Source organism: Streptomyces sp. MS191 (assembly GCF_008042125.1).
In the GTDB taxonomy this organism is placed as follows: Bacteria; Actinomycetota; Actinomycetes; order Streptomycetales; family Streptomycetaceae; genus Streptomyces.
In genome coordinates this window covers 133475-150177 of record NZ_RDBI01000037.1, presented here as the reverse complement: position 1 = coordinate 150177, position 16703 = coordinate 133475, and the positions used below count along the sequence as shown (strand labels likewise).

General features: G+C 72.6%; 13 protein-coding genes. 4 read left to right on the top strand and 9 right to left on the bottom strand.

Annotated features, from left to right (window positions below):
• Positions 1–15 precede the first annotated feature (15 nt).
• The 5 genes from EAO71_RS06370 to EAO71_RS06350 all read right to left on the bottom strand — a co-directional run bounded on the left by EAO71_RS06370 (position 16) and on the right by EAO71_RS06350 (position 8521).
• On the bottom strand, positions 16–495 hold the full coding sequence (locus EAO71_RS06370) for a hypothetical protein (protein ID WP_147976793.1): 480 nt from the start codon (positions 493–495) through the stop codon (positions 16–18).
• A gap of 45 nt (positions 496–540) precedes the next feature.
• A complete protein-coding gene (locus tag EAO71_RS06365) occupies positions 541–1824 on the bottom strand; it encodes a peptidoglycan recognition protein family protein (protein ID WP_261992030.1) in 1284 nt (427 codons plus the stop codon).
• Positions 1825–2153: 329 nt separating this feature from the next.
• Complete coding sequence (locus EAO71_RS06360) at positions 2154–4772, bottom strand: DUF6185 family protein (RefSeq protein ID WP_147976792.1); 2619 nt, start codon at positions 4770–4772, stop codon at positions 2154–2156.
• Between the two features lie 286 nt (positions 4773–5058).
• Positions 5059–6387, bottom strand: a complete 1329-nt coding sequence (locus tag EAO71_RS06355) for a class I SAM-dependent RNA methyltransferase (protein WP_147976791.1) — start codon at positions 6385–6387, stop codon at positions 5059–5061.
• Between the two features lie 85 nt (positions 6388–6472).
• On the bottom strand, positions 6473–8521 hold the full coding sequence (locus EAO71_RS06350) for an APC family permease (protein WP_147976790.1): 2049 nt from the start codon (positions 8519–8521) through the stop codon (positions 6473–6475).
• Between the two features lie 234 nt (positions 8522–8755).
• On the opposite strand from EAO71_RS06350, the gene EAO71_RS06345 reads away from it, so the two are divergent.
• Together EAO71_RS06345 and EAO71_RS06340 are read left to right on the top strand one after the other, a co-directional pair.
• Positions 8756–9424 (top strand): potassium channel family protein, encoded by a 669-nt coding sequence (locus EAO71_RS06345; RefSeq protein WP_147976789.1) that lies wholly within the window; start codon positions 8756–8758, stop codon positions 9422–9424.
• Complete coding sequence (locus tag EAO71_RS06340) at positions 9424–10107, top strand: potassium channel family protein (protein ID WP_147976788.1); 684 nt, start codon at positions 9424–9426, stop codon at positions 10105–10107. Before EAO71_RS06345 ends, EAO71_RS06340 begins: the two co-directional genes overlap by 1 nt.
• A gap of 140 nt (positions 10108–10247) precedes the next feature.
• Here the strand turns inward: EAO71_RS06340 and EAO71_RS06335 are convergent, their stop codons facing one another.
• The 4 genes from EAO71_RS06335 to EAO71_RS06320 form a co-directional block, all read right to left on the bottom strand.
• On the bottom strand, positions 10248–10994 hold the full coding sequence (locus EAO71_RS06335; RefSeq protein WP_147976787.1) for a DUF3159 domain-containing protein: 747 nt from the start codon (positions 10992–10994) through the stop codon (positions 10248–10250).
• 3 nt (positions 10995–10997) lie between these two features.
• Positions 10998–11396 carry an OB-fold nucleic acid binding domain-containing protein gene (locus tag EAO71_RS06330; RefSeq protein ID WP_147976786.1) on the bottom strand — a complete coding sequence of 133 codons (399 nt, stop codon included), beginning with the start codon at positions 11394–11396 and terminating at the stop codon, positions 10998–11000.
• A 127-nt stretch (positions 11397–11523) separates the two neighbouring features.
• On the bottom strand, positions 11524–12210 hold the full coding sequence (locus EAO71_RS06325; RefSeq protein ID WP_147976785.1) for a response regulator: 687 nt from the start codon (positions 12208–12210) through the stop codon (positions 11524–11526).
• Positions 12211–12268: 58 nt separating this feature from the next.
• On the bottom strand, positions 12269–14818 hold the full coding sequence (locus EAO71_RS06320) for a sensor histidine kinase (RefSeq protein WP_147976784.1): 2550 nt from the start codon (positions 14816–14818) through the stop codon (positions 12269–12271).
• 220 nt (positions 14819–15038) lie between these two features.
• On the opposite strand from EAO71_RS06320, the gene EAO71_RS06315 reads away from it, so the two are divergent.
• Positions 15039–15440, top strand: a complete 402-nt coding sequence (locus EAO71_RS06315) for a YciI family protein (RefSeq protein WP_147976783.1) — start codon at positions 15039–15041, stop codon at positions 15438–15440.
• Positions 15437–16693 carry an RNA polymerase sigma factor gene (locus EAO71_RS06310; RefSeq protein ID WP_187282580.1) on the top strand — a complete coding sequence of 419 codons (1257 nt, stop codon included), beginning with the start codon at positions 15437–15439 and terminating at the stop codon, positions 16691–16693. Before EAO71_RS06315 ends, EAO71_RS06310 begins: the two co-directional genes overlap by 4 nt.
• The last annotated feature ends 10 nt before the right edge of the window (positions 16694–16703 follow it).

Genomic DNA, 16703 nt, shown 5'->3' with positions numbered 1-16703 from the left:
CATCCTGTCAGACCGTCAGCGGGTGCTCGTCGGCACGCTGTCGGGGGCGACCCGGGGCGCGGCACGGCGCGCCCGCGGCGACCGGCGGCCGTGCACCGTGAGGAAGTAGGTCTGGAGGGACTCCTGCGGGCCGAGCTCGAAGCGGTTCACGGTCCGGCCGAGGGGGTTCCACACCCGCCCGTCCGGCAACCGGACTCCGACGGGATGCCGGAACACCTTGCGGAGCAGGTGCCTGGGCGGCAGGTCCACCCACACCGCCCCGGCCTGCCGCACCAGCACCTCACCGACGTAGGCGCCGAGGCCGAGCAGCGGCCCCTCGACGTCCGCCCGTCGGCTCCCGCCCTGACGCAGGCCGTCGATCAGCCGGTCGACCAGGCGCAGGCTGGCCACGGTGTAGTCCAGCGGCAGCCGTGCCCGGCCGGCGGCACGCTCGACGAACTCGGCCGCGTGCCGCCTCATGTCGGCCGCGCACAGGGCGCCTGCCTCGCGGTCCATACGTGATCACCCTCCCCCATCCGAGTGGCGGGACCCGCCACGTGGTCAAGCGCGTCCGGGCCGGGAGACATCACGGGGGCGGCGCGTGACCCCGGTCACAGGGGAGCTCGGGAGGGGCGCCGGCCCCGCGGAGACGGAGCCGGCGGCGGACGGGGTTCGGCCCGCCTGCGCGACCGCGGCCAGGCGGCGGATGGTGGGCAGGTCGGCGTACAGGTTGTCGCCGGGGCATTCGGTCGGGTAACCGTCGCGATGTCCCGAGATCCGGTTCAGGACGACCTTCTGCCCCTTCTCGAACAGGCCGCTGTCGGCGGCCGCGGTGAGTTCGGCGGTTCCGGCGGCGTCGTGTCCGTACAGCCCGAGCTTCCAGGCGGCGACGGCCGCGATCGCGTCGCGCAGCACCGGCGAGGAGACCGCGTCGTTGTAGTTGCCGAGGACGGCGACGCCCGTGGTGTCCGTGTTGAAGCCGTAGGTCTGCGCCCCCACGACGGGTTGGTCGGTGCCTCCCGCCCGGCCCTCGAAGACGGTGCCGCACTTGTCGACGAGGAACTGGTAGCCGATGTCGTTCCAGCCCTGACTCCGCACGTGGTACAGGAAGATCGCGCGGATGATGTCGGGCGATTCGGCGCAGGCGTAGTCGTTGCTGCCCGCCGTGTGGTGGACGAACACCGCCTTCGTCTCGGCCGAGTACCGGGGCGGGTCGGCGACCAGCGACTCGTCCGCGCCCCAGCCGGCGCGCGGGGTGACGGCGGGCCGCGGGGCGGCGGTGCCCGAGGTGCCGGACGCCGGGGCGGGCGGCGCCCCGTCGGCGGCCGGGACGACGGCGGGGTCGACGGCGGGGTCCACGAGTTCCAGGCGGAGTCCGCCGGGCAGCGGCGCGCGGGCACCGGGCCGCGCGGTCACCCGCACCTGGACGCCGTCGGACGGTCCGGTCCACAGTGGCTGGGTGCCGGCGCGCGGTGCGGACCTGCCCGCGGCGGCCCCCACCTCGGGCGTCCGGACGTCGGTCTCGAGCGCGCGCCAGGCCGACCAGACCCCGGTCAGCCGGTCCCGGGTGCGGACCTCGGCCGTACCGTCGAGCCGGGCGCGCGAATCGGCCCAGGTCAGTCCGACCATGCTGAACGGCGCGGTGGGACGCGCGGACAGCTGCCGCAGGGCGGGGCCGCCACCGGTCAGGGAGATGCCGCGTACGCCCGTCCCGGCAGCCGTGTCAGGCGCCCACGGGACGGGGGCGTCGGCGGCGTGGCCGGGGGTGGTGAGGCCGACGGAGGCGAGCACGAAGGCGGAGGCCGCGGAGGCGCGCGCGGCCCGACGGAGGAGGTGCGGGATCACGGTGTTCCTTCGGAGTCGGTGGGGTCCGGGGGGCGGCGATGCCGGCGGTCGGGGTGCCGAGGAACCCCGATTCCCTCACGGATCTCGGCCCCCGCCGGAGCCGCCGGTGTTTCGGGGGCGGCACGGCGACTCCTCGGTTCGACGGAAATCGCCTGGCTCCGTACACCTTGCGGATCCTCGGGCGACAGGACGCGGAACAACCGGAAGAAGACCCCCTTTCGGTTGATCGAGACGGCGTCACATGCCCTAATGCGTCCCCGGGTTGACCGCCGTCGATCGTCGGACGGAGAAGCTTCCGCCCCACCGATGCCGAGCGGATGGCCGGACCGTCACCGCTTCACCGTGCCGCCCCCGGACGGCGGAGCGTCGGCATCCGCGAAGAACTCCCAGAGGGTGACGACGGCGACGAACTGCGCGAGGAGCCACGCGACCTGCAGCGAGAAGAAGCGCATCTGGTAGACCGACAGCAGCAGCTGGGCACGGCTCGGCCAGAAGGCGCGCTCCGAGCCGAAGGTGTCGACGTCCATCGCCACGGCCGTGAGGGTGAGCACCAGCAGCACCGCCGCCGACGCGAGGGCGAGCACCTCCTGCTCCTCACCGAGCAGGTGGTTGCCCACGGCGAAGAGCCCGGCCGGCAGGGCGTACGCCGCGGCGAGGGGCAGGGCCTTGACCGGTCCGCGCCGGCCTGGCAGCTCGCGCCACAGCGCGCCGAGCAGGAAGCCGGCCGCGGCGAACGCGAACACCCAGGAGGCGACGGCCCACACCACGTCGGGGAAGCCGAACGGGTCGTACAGCGTGCCGTTGAGGGCGTCCCCGCGCAGGGTCTGCGCCCAGGTGAGGAATCCGGCGAAGGGCAGGGAGAAGAGCGCGGCGAAGCGGGCGGCGCGCGTCGCGTTGTCCCACCAGCCGTCCCGGGGGCCGAGCGCGAGCACGACGTCCACCACGGTGACGCCGGGCGGCAGCTCGTGCCCGGGGGGCGCGCCCGCCGGCCCGCTCCCCCAGCGGCGCAGGTCCCTCAGTTCCGTCTCGACCCGTTCGCGGTCCACGACGCCCTCGTCGGACTGTCCCTGGTCGAGCCTGCGGAGCTTGGCCAGCCGCGCCCGGTGTCCCCGGGCCGCCTCGAGCAGCCCCGTGCGGTCCGCCGGTGCGAGCAGGTCCCCGATCCGCGGCGCGCTCCCGTTCCGGCGCCTCAGGACCGCCCGCCGCCTTCCCAGCCGCAGGCATGCGGACAGGGCGGCCACGTCCACGAAGAACCAGAGGAGGGCCGGCGCGCTGTTGGCCGCGTAGATCCCGAGGAAGAGCGCCACCACGGCCGGGAACGAGACGAGCATCAACCACCGCTCCACGCGGCCGGGTTCGGACCGCAGGACCGGAACGCGCGACGCGGGCCCGGACAGATCCGTGCGCCGTCGTGAAGCCACGTGCAGGAACGCGAGCAGCGCCAGGGCCGTGAGGACCCACAGCTTGCCCGTCCACCAGTCCTGCGCGTGGGTGGCGGACCACAGCAGGCCGCTGCGGAACTCGGCGTGGTGCCAGGCCCCGTAGCCGGCCGTCCCGTCGACCGTGGGGTGGACGAGGGCGCTCGGCCAGCTGCCCCGCAGCCAGTCGCGCTCCTTGGCGACCGCCTGGAACACCCCGATCAGCAGCACGCCGCCGACGGAGCAGGCGAGCGCACCCCGCAGCGGGAAGGGGGTGTCGGGGCCACCCAGGAGCCGGCCGTCGCGCAGGAGCCGCCACGCGGCGGCGAACGTGCCCAGCAGCAGGAGCGTGAACGCGGCCAGGGTGGCCGCGCCGACCGCCGCCAGGGTGTACCAGGCGTGTCCGCCGTCCTCGGGACGGACGAAGTCCGCGGCGTGCAGCCCGATCGCCGCCGGCCACACCCCGGGGACGGCGGCCACCGCGGCGAGCGCGATGCCGACGGCCTTCAGGTGCCGCCGGGCCCCCGCGAAGAGCAGCAGCACGAGCCCGGCCAGCGAAGAGAGCCACCACGCGTGCACGGCGAGACGCGCCTGTTCGGCCCACTGCCGGACGTCGTCGAAGTCGCCCCGGGCGGCGTACACGAGGTCGTCCAGGTTGGCCAGCAGGGAGAGGCAGAGCAGGACCCAGCCCCAGTTGCCGAGATCGGCCGTGATCCGCTGCTCGGTGGGGTCGAGCGTCACGTGCCGCCGCCGGTGGAGGAGAGCGGCCCGCCACAGCGCCCCGACGACCAGGAGGTCCCAGAGCAGGTATCCGACCGCGTCGACCACCGCGTAGGGCGCGTTGTCGTCCTGCGCCGACCAGAGCCGGGGCACGGTCGGACGTACGCGCACGGTGACCGGGTCGTCCGGCGCCACGGAGGTCCACACCAGGCCGTGGGCCCCTTCCCCGCGGGCGGCACGCGGTGTGGCCGAAAGGGCCCCCGGCCTGCCGGGATCGACGACGACCCGCCCCCAGCGCACCGCTCCGAGCGTCCCCGGCGGCGTGAACCGCACCTCCCACCAGGCGGCGAGGACGTCGACCGTCCACGGCCCGATGCGCAGCTCCTGCCGCTGGTCCACCCAGCCGTGGGAACGGACCTCCACGGTGACGGCGGAGACGCTCGGCTTCACGACCGGTTCGCCCGAGCGCCACTCCTCCCAGCGGGTGTCGAACCGCTCGTTCCCCCTCACCAGGCACCGCATCGCGAGCCGGTATCCCTCGCTCTGCGATCCGAACAGCAGCTTGTCGGCATGCGTCCAGGACATCGGCACGGTGATCGTGACGTCGCTGGTGACCTTCGTGTACGTCCGGTCCTCGTGGTCGAGGACGACCCGCGCCGTCCCGGTCGCCCGCGCGAGCCCCCGCTCGTCGCAGTCGGGCCCCGGGGCCGCCGCGGCGGCCCGCCCCGTTCCGGGCCACATCACCCCCGGTCCGACGAGAGCCCCGAGGAGGAGCAACAGCAGCAGACCGACCCCCCGGCGTATCCGCACGTGTCGACCGGGCCCTTCCGTGTGGAGGTCAACGGCGGATCCATGATGCGGCGCCGAACGCGATCTGCCCACCCCACGCACCTGTTCGAACCAGCGCGCACGGGGTGCCGGGGGCGCACACTCGAACTACGCGAAGACCTCGAGGTGTTGGGCGTTCCTTCGGGCACCGCGTGGAACGTCAGGGAGGCTCGTTCCCGCGGTCGGGCCGGTCGCGATGCCCTGCCCGGTACGTGAGGTGACCCGCCCCGGGAGGGACGCATCCCATCACGCCCGCGCAGGCCCCAGGTCAGGCGTCCTTCTTCACCGGCTCCAGGATCGCGACGCACTCCACGTGGTGGGTCATCGGGAACAGGTCGAACGCGCGCAGCGTGCGGACCCGGTAGCCGCCCTCCTTGAAGTAGGCGATGTCCCGCGCCAGGGCCGCCGGGTCGCAGGCGACGTAGGCGATGCGGCGGGCGCCGAGGCCCGCGAGGTGCTTGACCGTCTGCTTGCCGGCGCCCGCGCGCGGCGGGTCCAGGACGATGAGGTCGACGTCGGTGATGCCGGTGCGCGGCAGGACCGATTCGACCTTGCCCTGCTCGATGCGGACGCGCGGGAAGTCGGCCAGGTTGTGGCGTGCGTCCTCCACCGCGCGCTTGCCGGACTCGATGCCGAGGACCGCGCCCTGGTCTCCGACCCGGTCCGCGAGGGCGCCCGCGAAGAGGCCGACGCCGCAGTAGAGGTCGAGGGCGGTGTCGCCCTTGCGCGGGAGGAGGCCCTGCATGACGGCCTTCATGAGCGTGTCGGCGGCCTTCGGGTGGACCTGCCAGAAGCCGCCGCTGCCCACGCGGTGCGTGCGCTCGTCGGCGCGCTCGCGGACGAAGGCGCGGCCGTGGACGCGGTGGACGCCGCCGTCCTTCTCGTCCACCCGCATGACCGAGACGGGCTTGTCGAGCTCCACCAGGGGGAGGCGGGCGCCCGGGCGGGGGGTGAGGATGACCTGGCGGTCGTTGGAGCCGGAAGCCGCGATGGCCTCGATGGAGGCCATGCCCTCCCAGGTGCGCTTCTCGATGCCCAGCTCGGAGACGCCCTCGGCCGCGATCATGCAGTGGTCGATCACCTCGACCTCGTGCGAGCGGTGCTTGCGCAGGCCCGCGTGGCCCTCGGTGTCGACCGCGTACTGCACGCGGGTGCGCCACTGCGGGACCTCGCCCGCGGGGAGCTTGTCGCCCTCGGCCGGCATGACGGTGCCGTCCCAGCCGGCCTCCTCGGGGGTGAGCCCGGCGAGGCGCTGGAGCTGTTCGGCGATGACCTCGCCCTTGAGGCGGCGCTGGGCGCCCGGCTTGGCGTGCTGCCAGTCGCAGCCGCCGCACCTGCCCGGCCCGGCGAAGGGGCAGGGCGCCTCGACCCGGTCCTTGGAGGCCTCGAGGACGGTGACCGCGTCCGCCCGCAGGAAGCGGGAGGTCTCCTCGCCCTCGGTGACGCGGGCGACGATCCGCTCGCCGGGCAGGGCGTGGCGGACGAAGAGGACGCGGCCTTCCTCCGTGCGGGCGATGCAGTGGCCACCGTGTGCGACGGGGCCGACCTCGACCTCGTACTCCTCCCCGACGAGCGACGACTCAGGTGCGTTCTGCATGACGGGGAGACTCCAGAGAAAGAGAGAGGTGGGCTGCCGCAGCGGCAGCCCACCAGTCTACGTGCCCGTGAGGACGGATTCGGCCTCAGCTCTTGGCGGTCGGCTCCTTGGCCCGCTTCTCGACGGGGCCGCGGCGCACGGATCCCGGCGCGTTCCAGTCCTGGCGCTTCCTCGCCCGCTTCTTGGCGGCCTCGGAGGACTGCAGCTGGTAGGGCACCGAGGTGACCATGACGCCGGGGGTGAACAGCAGCCGGCCCTTGAGCCGCAGGGCGCTCTGGTTGTGCAGCAGGTGCTCGTACCAGTGACCGACGACGTACTCCGGGATGTACACGGAGACGGCGTCGCGCGGGCTCTCCCGGCGGATGCTCTTGACGTACTCGATGACCGGGCGGGTGATCTCGCGGTACGGCGAGTCGAGGATCTTGAGCGGGACGTTGATGCCGCGCCGCTCCCACTCCTCCTTGAGCGCCTTGGTCTCGGCCGGGTCGACGTTGACGCTCAGCGCCTCCAGCTCGTGGGCGTGCAGCAGCTTGGCGTAGGCGAGCGCCCGGAGCGTCGGCTTGTGCAGCTTGGAGACCAGGACGACGGAGCGGACCCGGGAGGGGCGGACGTACTCGTCCGGGCGTTCCTCGGCGGCCGCGATCTCCTCGGCCACGCGGTCGTAGTGGCGGCGGATCGCCGTCATCGTCCCGTAGAAGATCACCATGCCGAGCAGCGCGACCCAGGCGCCGTGGGTGAACTTGGTGGCGAGGACGACGACCAGGACGAGGCCGGTGAAGAAGGCGCCGAAGGTGTTGATGGCACGGGAGCGGATCATGTGCCGGCGCTTGGCCTGGTCCTTCTCGCTCCGCAGGTGGCGGTTCCAGTGCCGCACCATGCCGATCTGGCTGAGGGTGAAGGAGACGAACACGCCGACGATGTAGAGCTGGATCAGCTTGGTCGAGTCGGCTCCGTAGAGCCACACGAGCAGCGCGGCGGCGCCGGCCAGCAGGACGATGCCGTTGGAGAAGGCGAGGCGGTCGCCACGGGTGTGCAGCTGCCGGGGCAGGTACCGGTCCTGGGCGAGGATCGAGCCGAGGAGCGGGAAGCCGTTGTACGCCGTGTTGGCGGCCAGGAAGAGGACGAGGGCCGTGGCCGCGGCGAGCACGACGAAGAAGAAGGTGCCGTCGCCGAAGACGGCGGCGGCCACCTGGGAGATGACGGGGTCCTGGACGTAGCTGGGGCCGACCGGGACGCCGTTCAGCAGCAGGTCCTCGGCGGGCTTCTCGGCCATCCGCACGTCGGTGGCCATGGCCAGGAAGATGATGCCGCAGAACATGGTGACGGCCAGGCCGCCCATGAGGGCGAGGGTGGTGGCCGCGTTCCTCGACTTCGGCTTGCGGAAGGCGGGGACGCCGTTGGAGATCGCCTCGACGCCGGTGAGGGCGGCACAGCCGGAGGAGAAGGCACGCAGCAGCAGGAAGACCAGCGCGAAGCCGGCGAGGCCCTGGTGCTCGGGCTTGATCTCGAACTCGGCGGTGGGGGCCAGCATGGTGTCGCCGAGGACGATCCCCCGGTAGGCGCCCCAGGCGATCATGATGAAGACGCCGGCGACGAAGACGTAGGTCGGGATGGCGAAGAGGCTGCCCGACTCCTTCACTCCGCGGAGGTTCATCAGGGTCAGCAGCACGATGACGGCGACCGCGCAGAGCACCTTGTGCTCGACGACGAAGGGGACGGCCGAGCCGAGGTTCTCGATGCCCGAGGAGATGGAGACGGCGACGGTCAGGACGTAGTCGACGAGCAGCGCGCTGGCGACGGTGAGTCCGGCCTTCGGGCCGAGGTTGGTGGTGGCGACCTCGTAGTCACCGCCGCCGCTCGGGTAGGCGTGGACGTTCTGCCGGTACGAGGCGACGACGGTGAACATCAGGACGACGACGGCCAGCGCGATCCACGGGCTGAAGTGGTACGCCGACAGGCCCGCGATGGAGAGGACGAGCAGCACCTCACCGGGTGCGTACGCCACCGAGGAGAGCGGGTCGGAGGCGAAGACGGGGAGCGCGATGCGCTTCGGGAGAAGGGTTTCCCCGAGCTTGTCGCTGCGCAGGGCCCGCCCGATGAGGATTCGTTTGGGCACGTCGGTCAGTTTGGGCACGCAGAGGATCGTAAGCGTTCGAAAACCGCCACGCCCACCGGCACCCCCGATCCGCACCGAATCTCCCTGCGTACCACCTCGGATGAGGTCGCGGTAGGCGTTGCCGCATAAGCTCGGAGCGGGCAGCACGGCAGGGCGTTGTCCGCCGTGGCCCGGGCCAGACGGGTGAGGAAAGTTGTGAGCAGGGTGTATTCGCAGGTCAGCAAGGCGATCAGGAGTGCGGGGTAAGGGGACGTGCACATCGTCATCATGGGCTGCGGGCGAGTGGGAGCCGCTCTCGCGCAGACCCTGGAACAGCAGGGCCACACCGTCGCGGTGGTCGACCAGGACCCGACGGCTTTCCGCCGTCTGGGCTCGGGCTTCGGCGGACGCCGCGTCACGGGCGTGGGCTTCGATCAGGACACGCTGCGCGAGGCGGGGATCGAGGAGGCCGGCGCCTTCGCCGCGGTGAGCAGCGGTGACAACTCCAACATCATCGCCGCGCGGGTCGCGCGCGAGATGTTCGGCATCGAGAACGTGGCCGCGCGGATCTACGACCCGCGGCGCGCCGAGGTCTACCAGCGGCTCGGCATCCCGACCGTCGCGACGGTCCGCTGGACCGCCGACCAGATGCTGCGGCGGCTGCTGCCGTCCGGCGCGGAGCCGCTGTGGCGCGACCCGAGCGGGGGCGTCCAGCTGGCCGAGGTGCACACCTCTCCGGCGTGGATCGGCCACAAGGTCAGCCGCCTGCAGGACGAGACGGGGGTGCGCGTGGCGTTCCTCACCCGGCTGGGCGAAGCGATTCTCCCCACCTCGCAGACGGTGCTGCAGGAGGGCGACCTCGTGCACGTGATGATGCGTACGGACGAGATCGTCAAGGTCGAGGCGGCCTTCGCCGAGGGTCCTGAGGAGGGCGGTCACTGATGCGTGTCGCTATTGCGGGCGCGGGTGCGGTGGGCCGTTCCATCGCGGGCGAGCTCCTGGAGAACGGCCACGAGGTCCTGCTGGTCGACAAGGCGCCGACCGCCATCTCGGTGGAGCGGGTGCCGCAGGCGGAGTGGCTGCTGGCCGACGCCTGCGAGATCACCTCGCTCGACGAGGCGGCGCTGCAGCGGTGCAACGTGGTGATCGCGGCGACCGGTGACGACAAGGTGAACCTGGTCGTCTCGCTGCTCGCGAAGACCGAGTACGGCGTGCCGCGGGTGGTCGCCCGGGTGAACAACCCCAAGAACGAGTGGCTGTTCAACGAGTCCTGGGGGGTGGACGTCGCCGTCTCGACGCCGCGTCTGATGTCGGCCCTGGTGGAGGAGGCGGTGAGCGTCGGCGACCTGGTCCGGCTGCTGCGTTTCAGCCATGGCGACGCCAACCTGGTGGAGCTGACGCTGCCGCCCGAGTCCGCCGTCGCGGGGACGTCGGTGGGCGACGTGGCCTGGCCGCAGGACACCTCGCTGGTGACCATCATCCGCGGCTCCCGGGTGCTGACCCCGAGCGCGGAGGAGACGCTGGAGGCGGGCGACGAGCTGCTGTTCGTGGCCGCGCAGGCGCGCGAGGAGCAGCTGGAGGACCTGCTGTCGGTCCGCCGCGGCGAGGAGTCGTCCGCCGGCTGACGCGGCCGGAGGCCGGCTCGGGCCGGACCCACCGTGAGTGGATCCGGCACCGGAACGGGCGAAGGGGCTGTGAGGAAGCGGAATCGCTTCCTCACAGCCCCTTCGCCGTCACGGCCGTGCCAGGTGTCACGGGCGGGCGGTTACGCCTCCGGGCGCTGCGCCGCCTCGGCCTTGCGGGCCTTCTCGGCCTCCTCCTCGGCTTCCATCTCGGCGAAGACGTCGATCGGCGGCGGCGCCTTGGCGAGGAAGACCCAGGTGAGGTAGACGGCCAGCAGGAAGGGCGGGATCTTCAGCGCGACCAGCACCCAGCCGAACTTGGTCGTGTCGGCCCACCAGTACATCGGGAAGAGGATCGCGCACTTGCCGAGCAGGATCAGGCCCCATGCCCAGCTCGCCTTGGCGTACGCCTTCTTGCGGCCGGGGTTGCGGGTGCGCCAGGAGAGGTTCTCCTTGAAGACCGGCCCGAGGATGAGACCGATCAGGGGCACGCCGGCGAGCGTGGTGATGATGTACGCGAGGGCGAGGCCCAGGGTGTACAGCATGCCCGGCAGGTAGAAGTCCTTCGCGTTGCCGGTCATCATCGCGAAGACCACACCGAAGGCGACGCCGAAGACACCGCTGAAGGCGTGCTTCACGGTGTCCCGGCGGATCAGCCGGACCACGACGAGGGCCAGCGAGACCGCGAGCGCGGCGATCGCCGACACGTGCAGGTCCTTATTGATCGTGAAGATCGTCACGAACAGCAGGCCGGGCACGACCGTCTCGACCATGCCGCGTACGCCGCCGAAGGCCTCGAACAGCGCGGCCTCGGTGACCTCCTTCGAGGCCTGGGCGTCCTTGGCGTCCTGCGCCGCCTGATCGGTGGTCGGCTTGTCGAGGGACGTCACCGGCTACTCCTGTCCGAGCGGTCGGAGCTCGTATTTGGGATTGAAGAGGACCCGCCGGCCGTGGCTCATGGAGATCCGGCCGGAGGCGATGAGCTTGCGGCCCGGTTCGATGCCCACGATGGACCGCCTGCCCAGCCACACCACGTCCAGCGGGGCCGTGCCGTCGAACAGCTCGGCCTCCAGCGCGGGCACGCCGGCCCGCGGCCGCAGGGTGACCGTGCGCAAGGTACCAGTCACCTTGACCACCTGGCGGTCGGAACAGTCGGAGATACGCGTGCACCCCGACGCCTGGGTGTCCTCCTGGAGCTCTTCGGACTCCAGTTCCTCCTGGGAGGTGGACAGCCGGTCGAGCATCCGCCGGAAGCGCCCGGCAGGCTTCTCTGTACGCGGTGCAGCACTCATACAGAAAGCGTACCGGCCCTCCTCCCCGCGGGAACCGGCCACTTCCCACGGCTCTCCCGCGCTCGGGTCCCGTCCCGGCAGGGTCGCCGGACCGGCGGCCGGACGGGCCGCCGCCCCGGTGTTCGCATCAGCGCTCGAAGCGGTAGCCCATGCCCGGTTCGGTGACGAAGTGACGCGGGTGCGAGGGGTCGGCCTCCAGCTTGCGCCGCAGCTGCGCCATGTACACGCGCAGGTAGTTCGTCTCGGTGCCGTACGAGGGGCCCCAGACCTCCTGGAGGAGCTGTTTCTGGCTGACCAGGCGGCCGCTGTTGCGGACGAGGACCTCCAGCAGGTGCCACTCCGTGGGGGTGAGCCGGACGTCCCGCCCGTCCCGGTGGACCTTCTTGGCCGCGAGGTCGACGGTGAAGCCGGCCGCCTCGACGAGGACGACGCCGTCCTCGGCGCCGCCCACCGGTTCGGCCCGCCGTACGGCGGCGCGCAGCCGGGCCAGCAGCTCGTCCATGCCGAAGGGCTTGGTGACGTAGTCGTCGGCGCCCGCGTCGAGCGCCTCGACCTTCTCGTCGGAGGTCTGCCGGGCCGACAGCACCAGGATCGGCACCCGGGTCCAGCCACGCAGGCCCTTGATGACCTCGACCCCGTCGATGTCGGGCAGCCCCAGGTCGAGGACGACCACGTCGGGATGGCGTTCGGCGGCGAGCCGGAGGGCGGTCGCGCCGTCGGGCGCCGCGTCCACCTCGTACTTCCGCGCCTTGAGGTTGATCACCAGCGCGCGGACGATCTGCGGCTCGTCGTCGACGACGAGAACCCGGGTCATCGAAGCAGTCCTTCTCTCTGTGTGTCTCTCGGTGGGCTGTGCGGGAGCGGCGGCGCGGTCAGGGGGCGGCCCGGGCCGGCAGCTCCGGGGCGGCGGTCGGCGGCCGTCCGCGTACGGCCTTGAGGGTCAGGGTCATCGTCAGGCCCCCGCCCGGGGTGTCGTCGGCCGTGACGGTGCCGCCCATCGCCTCGACGAAGCCCCGGGCGACGGCGAGGCCCAGGCCGACGCCGGAGCCGCGCGGGGCGTCCCCGAAGCGCTGGAACGGTTCGAAGATGCCGTCCTTGTCCTCGTCGGGCACTCCCGGCCCGCGGTCCACGACCCGCAGCTCGACCCGGTCGCCCAGCACGCTGGCGGCGACGACGACCGGCACCCGGGGCGGGCTGTACTTGACGGCGTTCTCGACGATGTTGGCGACCGCCCGTTCCAGGAGTCCCTTGTCGACCTCGACCATCGGCAGGCTCTCGGGGACGTCCAGCTCCGCGCTGCCGTCCGGAACGCCGCCGAGCGCCATGGGCACGACCTCGTCCAGGTCGACGGCGCGGATCAGCGGGGTGACGGTGCCGGTCTGGAGCCGGGACATGTCGAGCAGGTTGCCCACGAGGTGGTCGAGCCGGTCGGAGCCGTCCTCGATGCCGGCCAGGAGCTCGGCCCGGTCCGCCTCGGACCATTCGACGTCGTCGGAGCGCAGCGAGGAGACGGCGGCCTTGATCGCGGCGAGCGGGGTGCGCAGGTCGTGGCTGACGGCGGCCAGCAGCGAGGTACGGATCTTGTTGCCCTCGGCGAGCTTCCGCGCCTCCTCGGCCTCTCCGACGAGCCGCTGCCGGTCGAGGACGACCGCGGCCTGTGCCGCGAAGGCGCCGAGCACCCGCCGGTCCTCGGCGGGCAGGGCCCGGCCGGTGAGCACGAGCGCCAGGTGTTCGCCCACGGGCATGTCCACGTCCGCGTCCTCGGGGCGGGCGGCGGGCCGGGTGCCCACGCTCGCCGCGCAGGTCCACGGGTCGACGTCGCTCGCCCGTTCCAGCAGCGCGACCGACTCCATCGAGAAGGTCTCCCGGCCCCGCTCCAGGAGGGCCTCCAGACTCGACTCCCCGCGCAGCACGCTGCCGGCGAGATAGGAGAGCACCTCGGACTCGGCACGCAGGCGGGCGGCCTGGTGGGTGCGCCGGGCGGCGAGGTCGACCACCGAGGCCACCGACACGGCGACGCCGAAGAACACGGCGATGGCGACGATGTTCCTGGGGTCGGCGATCGTGATCCGGTGCACCGGCGGGGTGAAGAACCAGTTCAGCAGGAAGGAGCCGAAGATCACCGAGGCCAGTGCCGGCAGCAGCCCGCCCAGCAGCGCGGCGGCCACCGCGAGGGCCAGGAACAGCAGCATGTCGTTGGCCAGGCCGAGGTCGGCGTCGATGTGGGTGAGGAGGAGGCTGAGCAGCGCCGGACCGCCGACGCCGACGATCCAGCCCCAGATGATCCGGGGGCGGCCGAGGCGGGCGCCGCGGGTGACGGGCAGCCCGCGCCCCTTGGCGACCTCCTCGTGGGTGACGATGTGGACGTCGAGGTCGGGTCCCGACTCGCGGGCGACGGTCTGGCCGACGCCGGGGCCGAAGACGTACTGCCAGGTCTTGCGGCGGCTGGAGCCGAGGACGATCTGGGTGGCGTTGACGCCGCGGGCGAACTCCAGCAGGCCCGAGGGGATGTCGTCGCCGATGACGTGGTGGAACGTTCCGCCGAGGTCCTCCGCCAGGGTGCGCTGCACCGCCAGCTCCTTGGGCGAGGCGGCGGTGAGGCCGTCGCTGCGCGCGATGTACACGGCGAGCACCTCGCCGCCCGCGCCCTTCTCGGCGAGGCGGGCGGCGCGCCGGATGAGGGTGCGGCCCTCGGGGCCGCCGGTGAGACCGACGACGATCCGCTCGCGGGCCTGCCAGGTGGAGCGGATGTTGTGCTCGCCCCGGTACTGCCGGAGGTACTCGTCGACCCGGTCGGCGGTCCACAGCAGGGCGAGTTCGCGCAGCGCGGTCAGGTTGCCGGGCCGGAAGTAGTTCGACAGCGAGGCGTCGATGCGGTCGGGTTTGTATATGTTCCCGTGCGCCATGCGGCGGCGCAGCGCCTCGGGCGACATGTCGACCAGTTCGATCTGGTCCGCGCGGCGGACGACCTCGTCGGGCACCGTCTCGCGCTGGCGCACCCCGGTGATCGACTCCACGACGTCGCCGAGTGATTCCAGGTGCTGGATGTTGACGGTGGATATGACGTCGACGCCGGCGGCGAGCAGTTCCTCGACGTCCTGCCAGCGCTTGCCGTTGCGGGATCCCGGCACGTTCGTGTGGGCGAGTTCGTCCACGAGGGCGACGGCGGGCCGCCGGGCCAGGACCGCGTCCACGTCCATCTCGGTGAAGGCGGCGCCCCGGTGGGCCAGGGAGCGGCGCGGCACCTGCTCCAGCCCGTGCAGCATGACCTCGGTGCGCGGGCGGTCGTGGTGCTCGACGAAGGCGACGACGCAGTCCGTGCCGCGCTCGACGCGCCGGTGTGCCTCGGAGAGCATCGCGTACGTCTTGCCGACGCCCGGGGCAGCACCGAGGTAGATCCGTAGCTTGCCGCGTCCACCCATGGCTCGACCATACGTCCGGGGATTCGGACATTCTGTACGGGCGTGGGGTGCGTGGATCCGTATTGACGGGATTCTGATGCGCGTGGGCGCGGGGCCCGGGGAGTCCCGCTGGATATTCTCGGCGGAAAACCTCTCGCGGGTGTCGAAATCCCCGGGCCGGCTTCGACCTGTCCGTGCATCCGGGCCCTACGGGCCCTGCGACAGACACGAGGAGCACACCATGAAGTACATGCTGCTGATGCAGTTCAGCTCGCAGACTCTGGACGCGCCGGCGATCGGCGAGTGGCGGCCGGAGGAGATCCAGGCGCACATCGGCTTCATGAAGACCACGAACGAGAAGCTCGCCGCCGCCGGTGAGCTGGTCGACGCGCAGGGGCTGGCGATGCCCGACACCGCGCGGATCGTGCGCGCGGCGGCCGACGGGTCGGCCCTGGTGACCGAGGGTCCGTTCGCGGAGACCAAGGAGTTCCTGGCCGGCTGGTGGATCGTGGACGTGGAGACGCCGGAGCGGGCCGTCGCCATCGCGGCCGAGGTCTCGACCGCGCCCGGCCCGGGCGGGGCTCCGCTGAACATGCCGATCGAGGTCCGCGAGGTCATGTCCGCGCCGCCGACGGAGCTGTGAGCACCGAGCACCGGATCGACGACCTGCTGCGCCCGCTGGCGCCGCAGGTCGTCGGCGTGCTCACCCGCCGGTACGGGGACTTCGACGCGGCCGAGGACGCGGTGCAGGAGGCACTGGCCGACGCGGCGGCCCAGTGGCCGGAGCAGGGGGTCCCGGGCAATCCGCGGGGGTGGCTGATCCAGGTGGCCGCGCGCCGGATGGCCGACCTGGTCCGCGCCGAGCAGGCTCGGCGGCGCCGGGAGGACCGGGCGGCCGGGCTGGAGCCGGCCGACCGGTGGGCCGCGCCGGCGGCGGACGCGGACGACGCGGCGGGCCGGGACGACACCCTCACGCTGCTCTTCCTGTGCTGCCATCCGTCGCTGTCGCGGGCGTCGGCCGTGGCCCTCACGCTGCGGTCGGTGGGCGGACTGACGACCGGCGAGATCGCGCGGGCCTTCCTGGTGCCGGAGGCGACCATGGGCCAGCGGATCTCCCGGGCGAAACAGCGGATCAGGTCGTCCGGCGTGCCGTTCGGCATGCCCGAGGAGAAGGACCGGGCGGCGCGCCTCGCGGCCGTCCTGCACGTCCTGTACCTGATCTTCAACGAGGGGTACGCGACGAGCGACGGGGCCGAGCTGCGCCGGGTGGAGCTGTCGGCCGAGGCGATCCGGCTGACGCGCGCCGTGCACGCGACGCTGCCCGAGGACAGCGAGGTCGCGGGCCTGCTGGCGCTGATGCTGCTCACGAACGCGCGGGGCGCGGCCCGCGCGGGCCCGTCCGGCGAGCTGATCCCGCTCGCGGACCAGGACCGCTCGCGGTGGGACGCGGCGGCGATCGCCGAGGGGGTGGCCCTGGTCACCGCCGCGTTGCCCCGGGGGCCGGTGGGGCCCTACCAGGTGCAGGCCGCGATCGCGGCGGTGCACGACGAGGCGCCGACGGCACGGGAGACGGACTGGCCGCAGATCCTCGCGCTCTACGGGGTCCTGGAGCAGGTCTCGCCCAGCCCGGTCGTCTCCCTCAACCGCGCGGTCGCGGTGGCGATGGTCCACGGCCCGGCCGCGGGCCTGGAGATCGTGGACGAGCTGACCGGACGGGGCGAGCTCAAGGACCACTACCGGGTCCACGTGGTGCGAGGCCATCTGCTGGAGCGCGCGGGGGAACCGGAGGCGGCCCGGCAGGAGTACCTGCGTGCGGCGGCCCGCACGGCCAGCCTGCCGGAACGCCACTACCTGACGCTGCGGGCGTCTGCGCTGGGGGCTCGGCGGGACCCGTGAGGCCCGGACC

Excerpts from the sequence above, each read along its gene's own strand:
- EAO71_RS06320 (WP_147976784.1), bottom strand. The coding sequence starts at position 14,818 with ATGGGTGGACGCGGCAAGCTACGGATCTACCTCGGTGCTGCCCCGGGC.
- EAO71_RS06340 (WP_147976788.1), top strand. The coding sequence starts at position 9,424 with ATGCGTGTCGCTATTGCGGGCGCGGGTGCGGTGGGCCGTTCCATCGCG.
- EAO71_RS06355 (WP_147976791.1), bottom strand. The coding sequence starts at position 6,387 with ATGCAGAACGCACCTGAGTCGTCGCTCGTCGGGGAGGAGTACGAGGTC.
- EAO71_RS06315 (WP_147976783.1), top strand. The coding sequence starts at position 15,039 with ATGAAGTACATGCTGCTGATGCAGTTCAGCTCGCAGACTCTGGACGCG.
- EAO71_RS06330 (WP_147976786.1), bottom strand. The coding sequence starts at position 11,396 with ATGAGTGCTGCACCGCGTACAGAGAAGCCTGCCGGGCGCTTCCGGCGG.
- EAO71_RS06325 (WP_147976785.1), bottom strand. The coding sequence starts at position 12,210 with ATGACCCGGGTTCTCGTCGTCGACGACGAGCCGCAGATCGTCCGCGCG.
- EAO71_RS06370 (WP_147976793.1), bottom strand. The coding sequence starts at position 495 with ATGGACCGCGAGGCAGGCGCCCTGTGCGCGGCCGACATGAGGCGGCAC.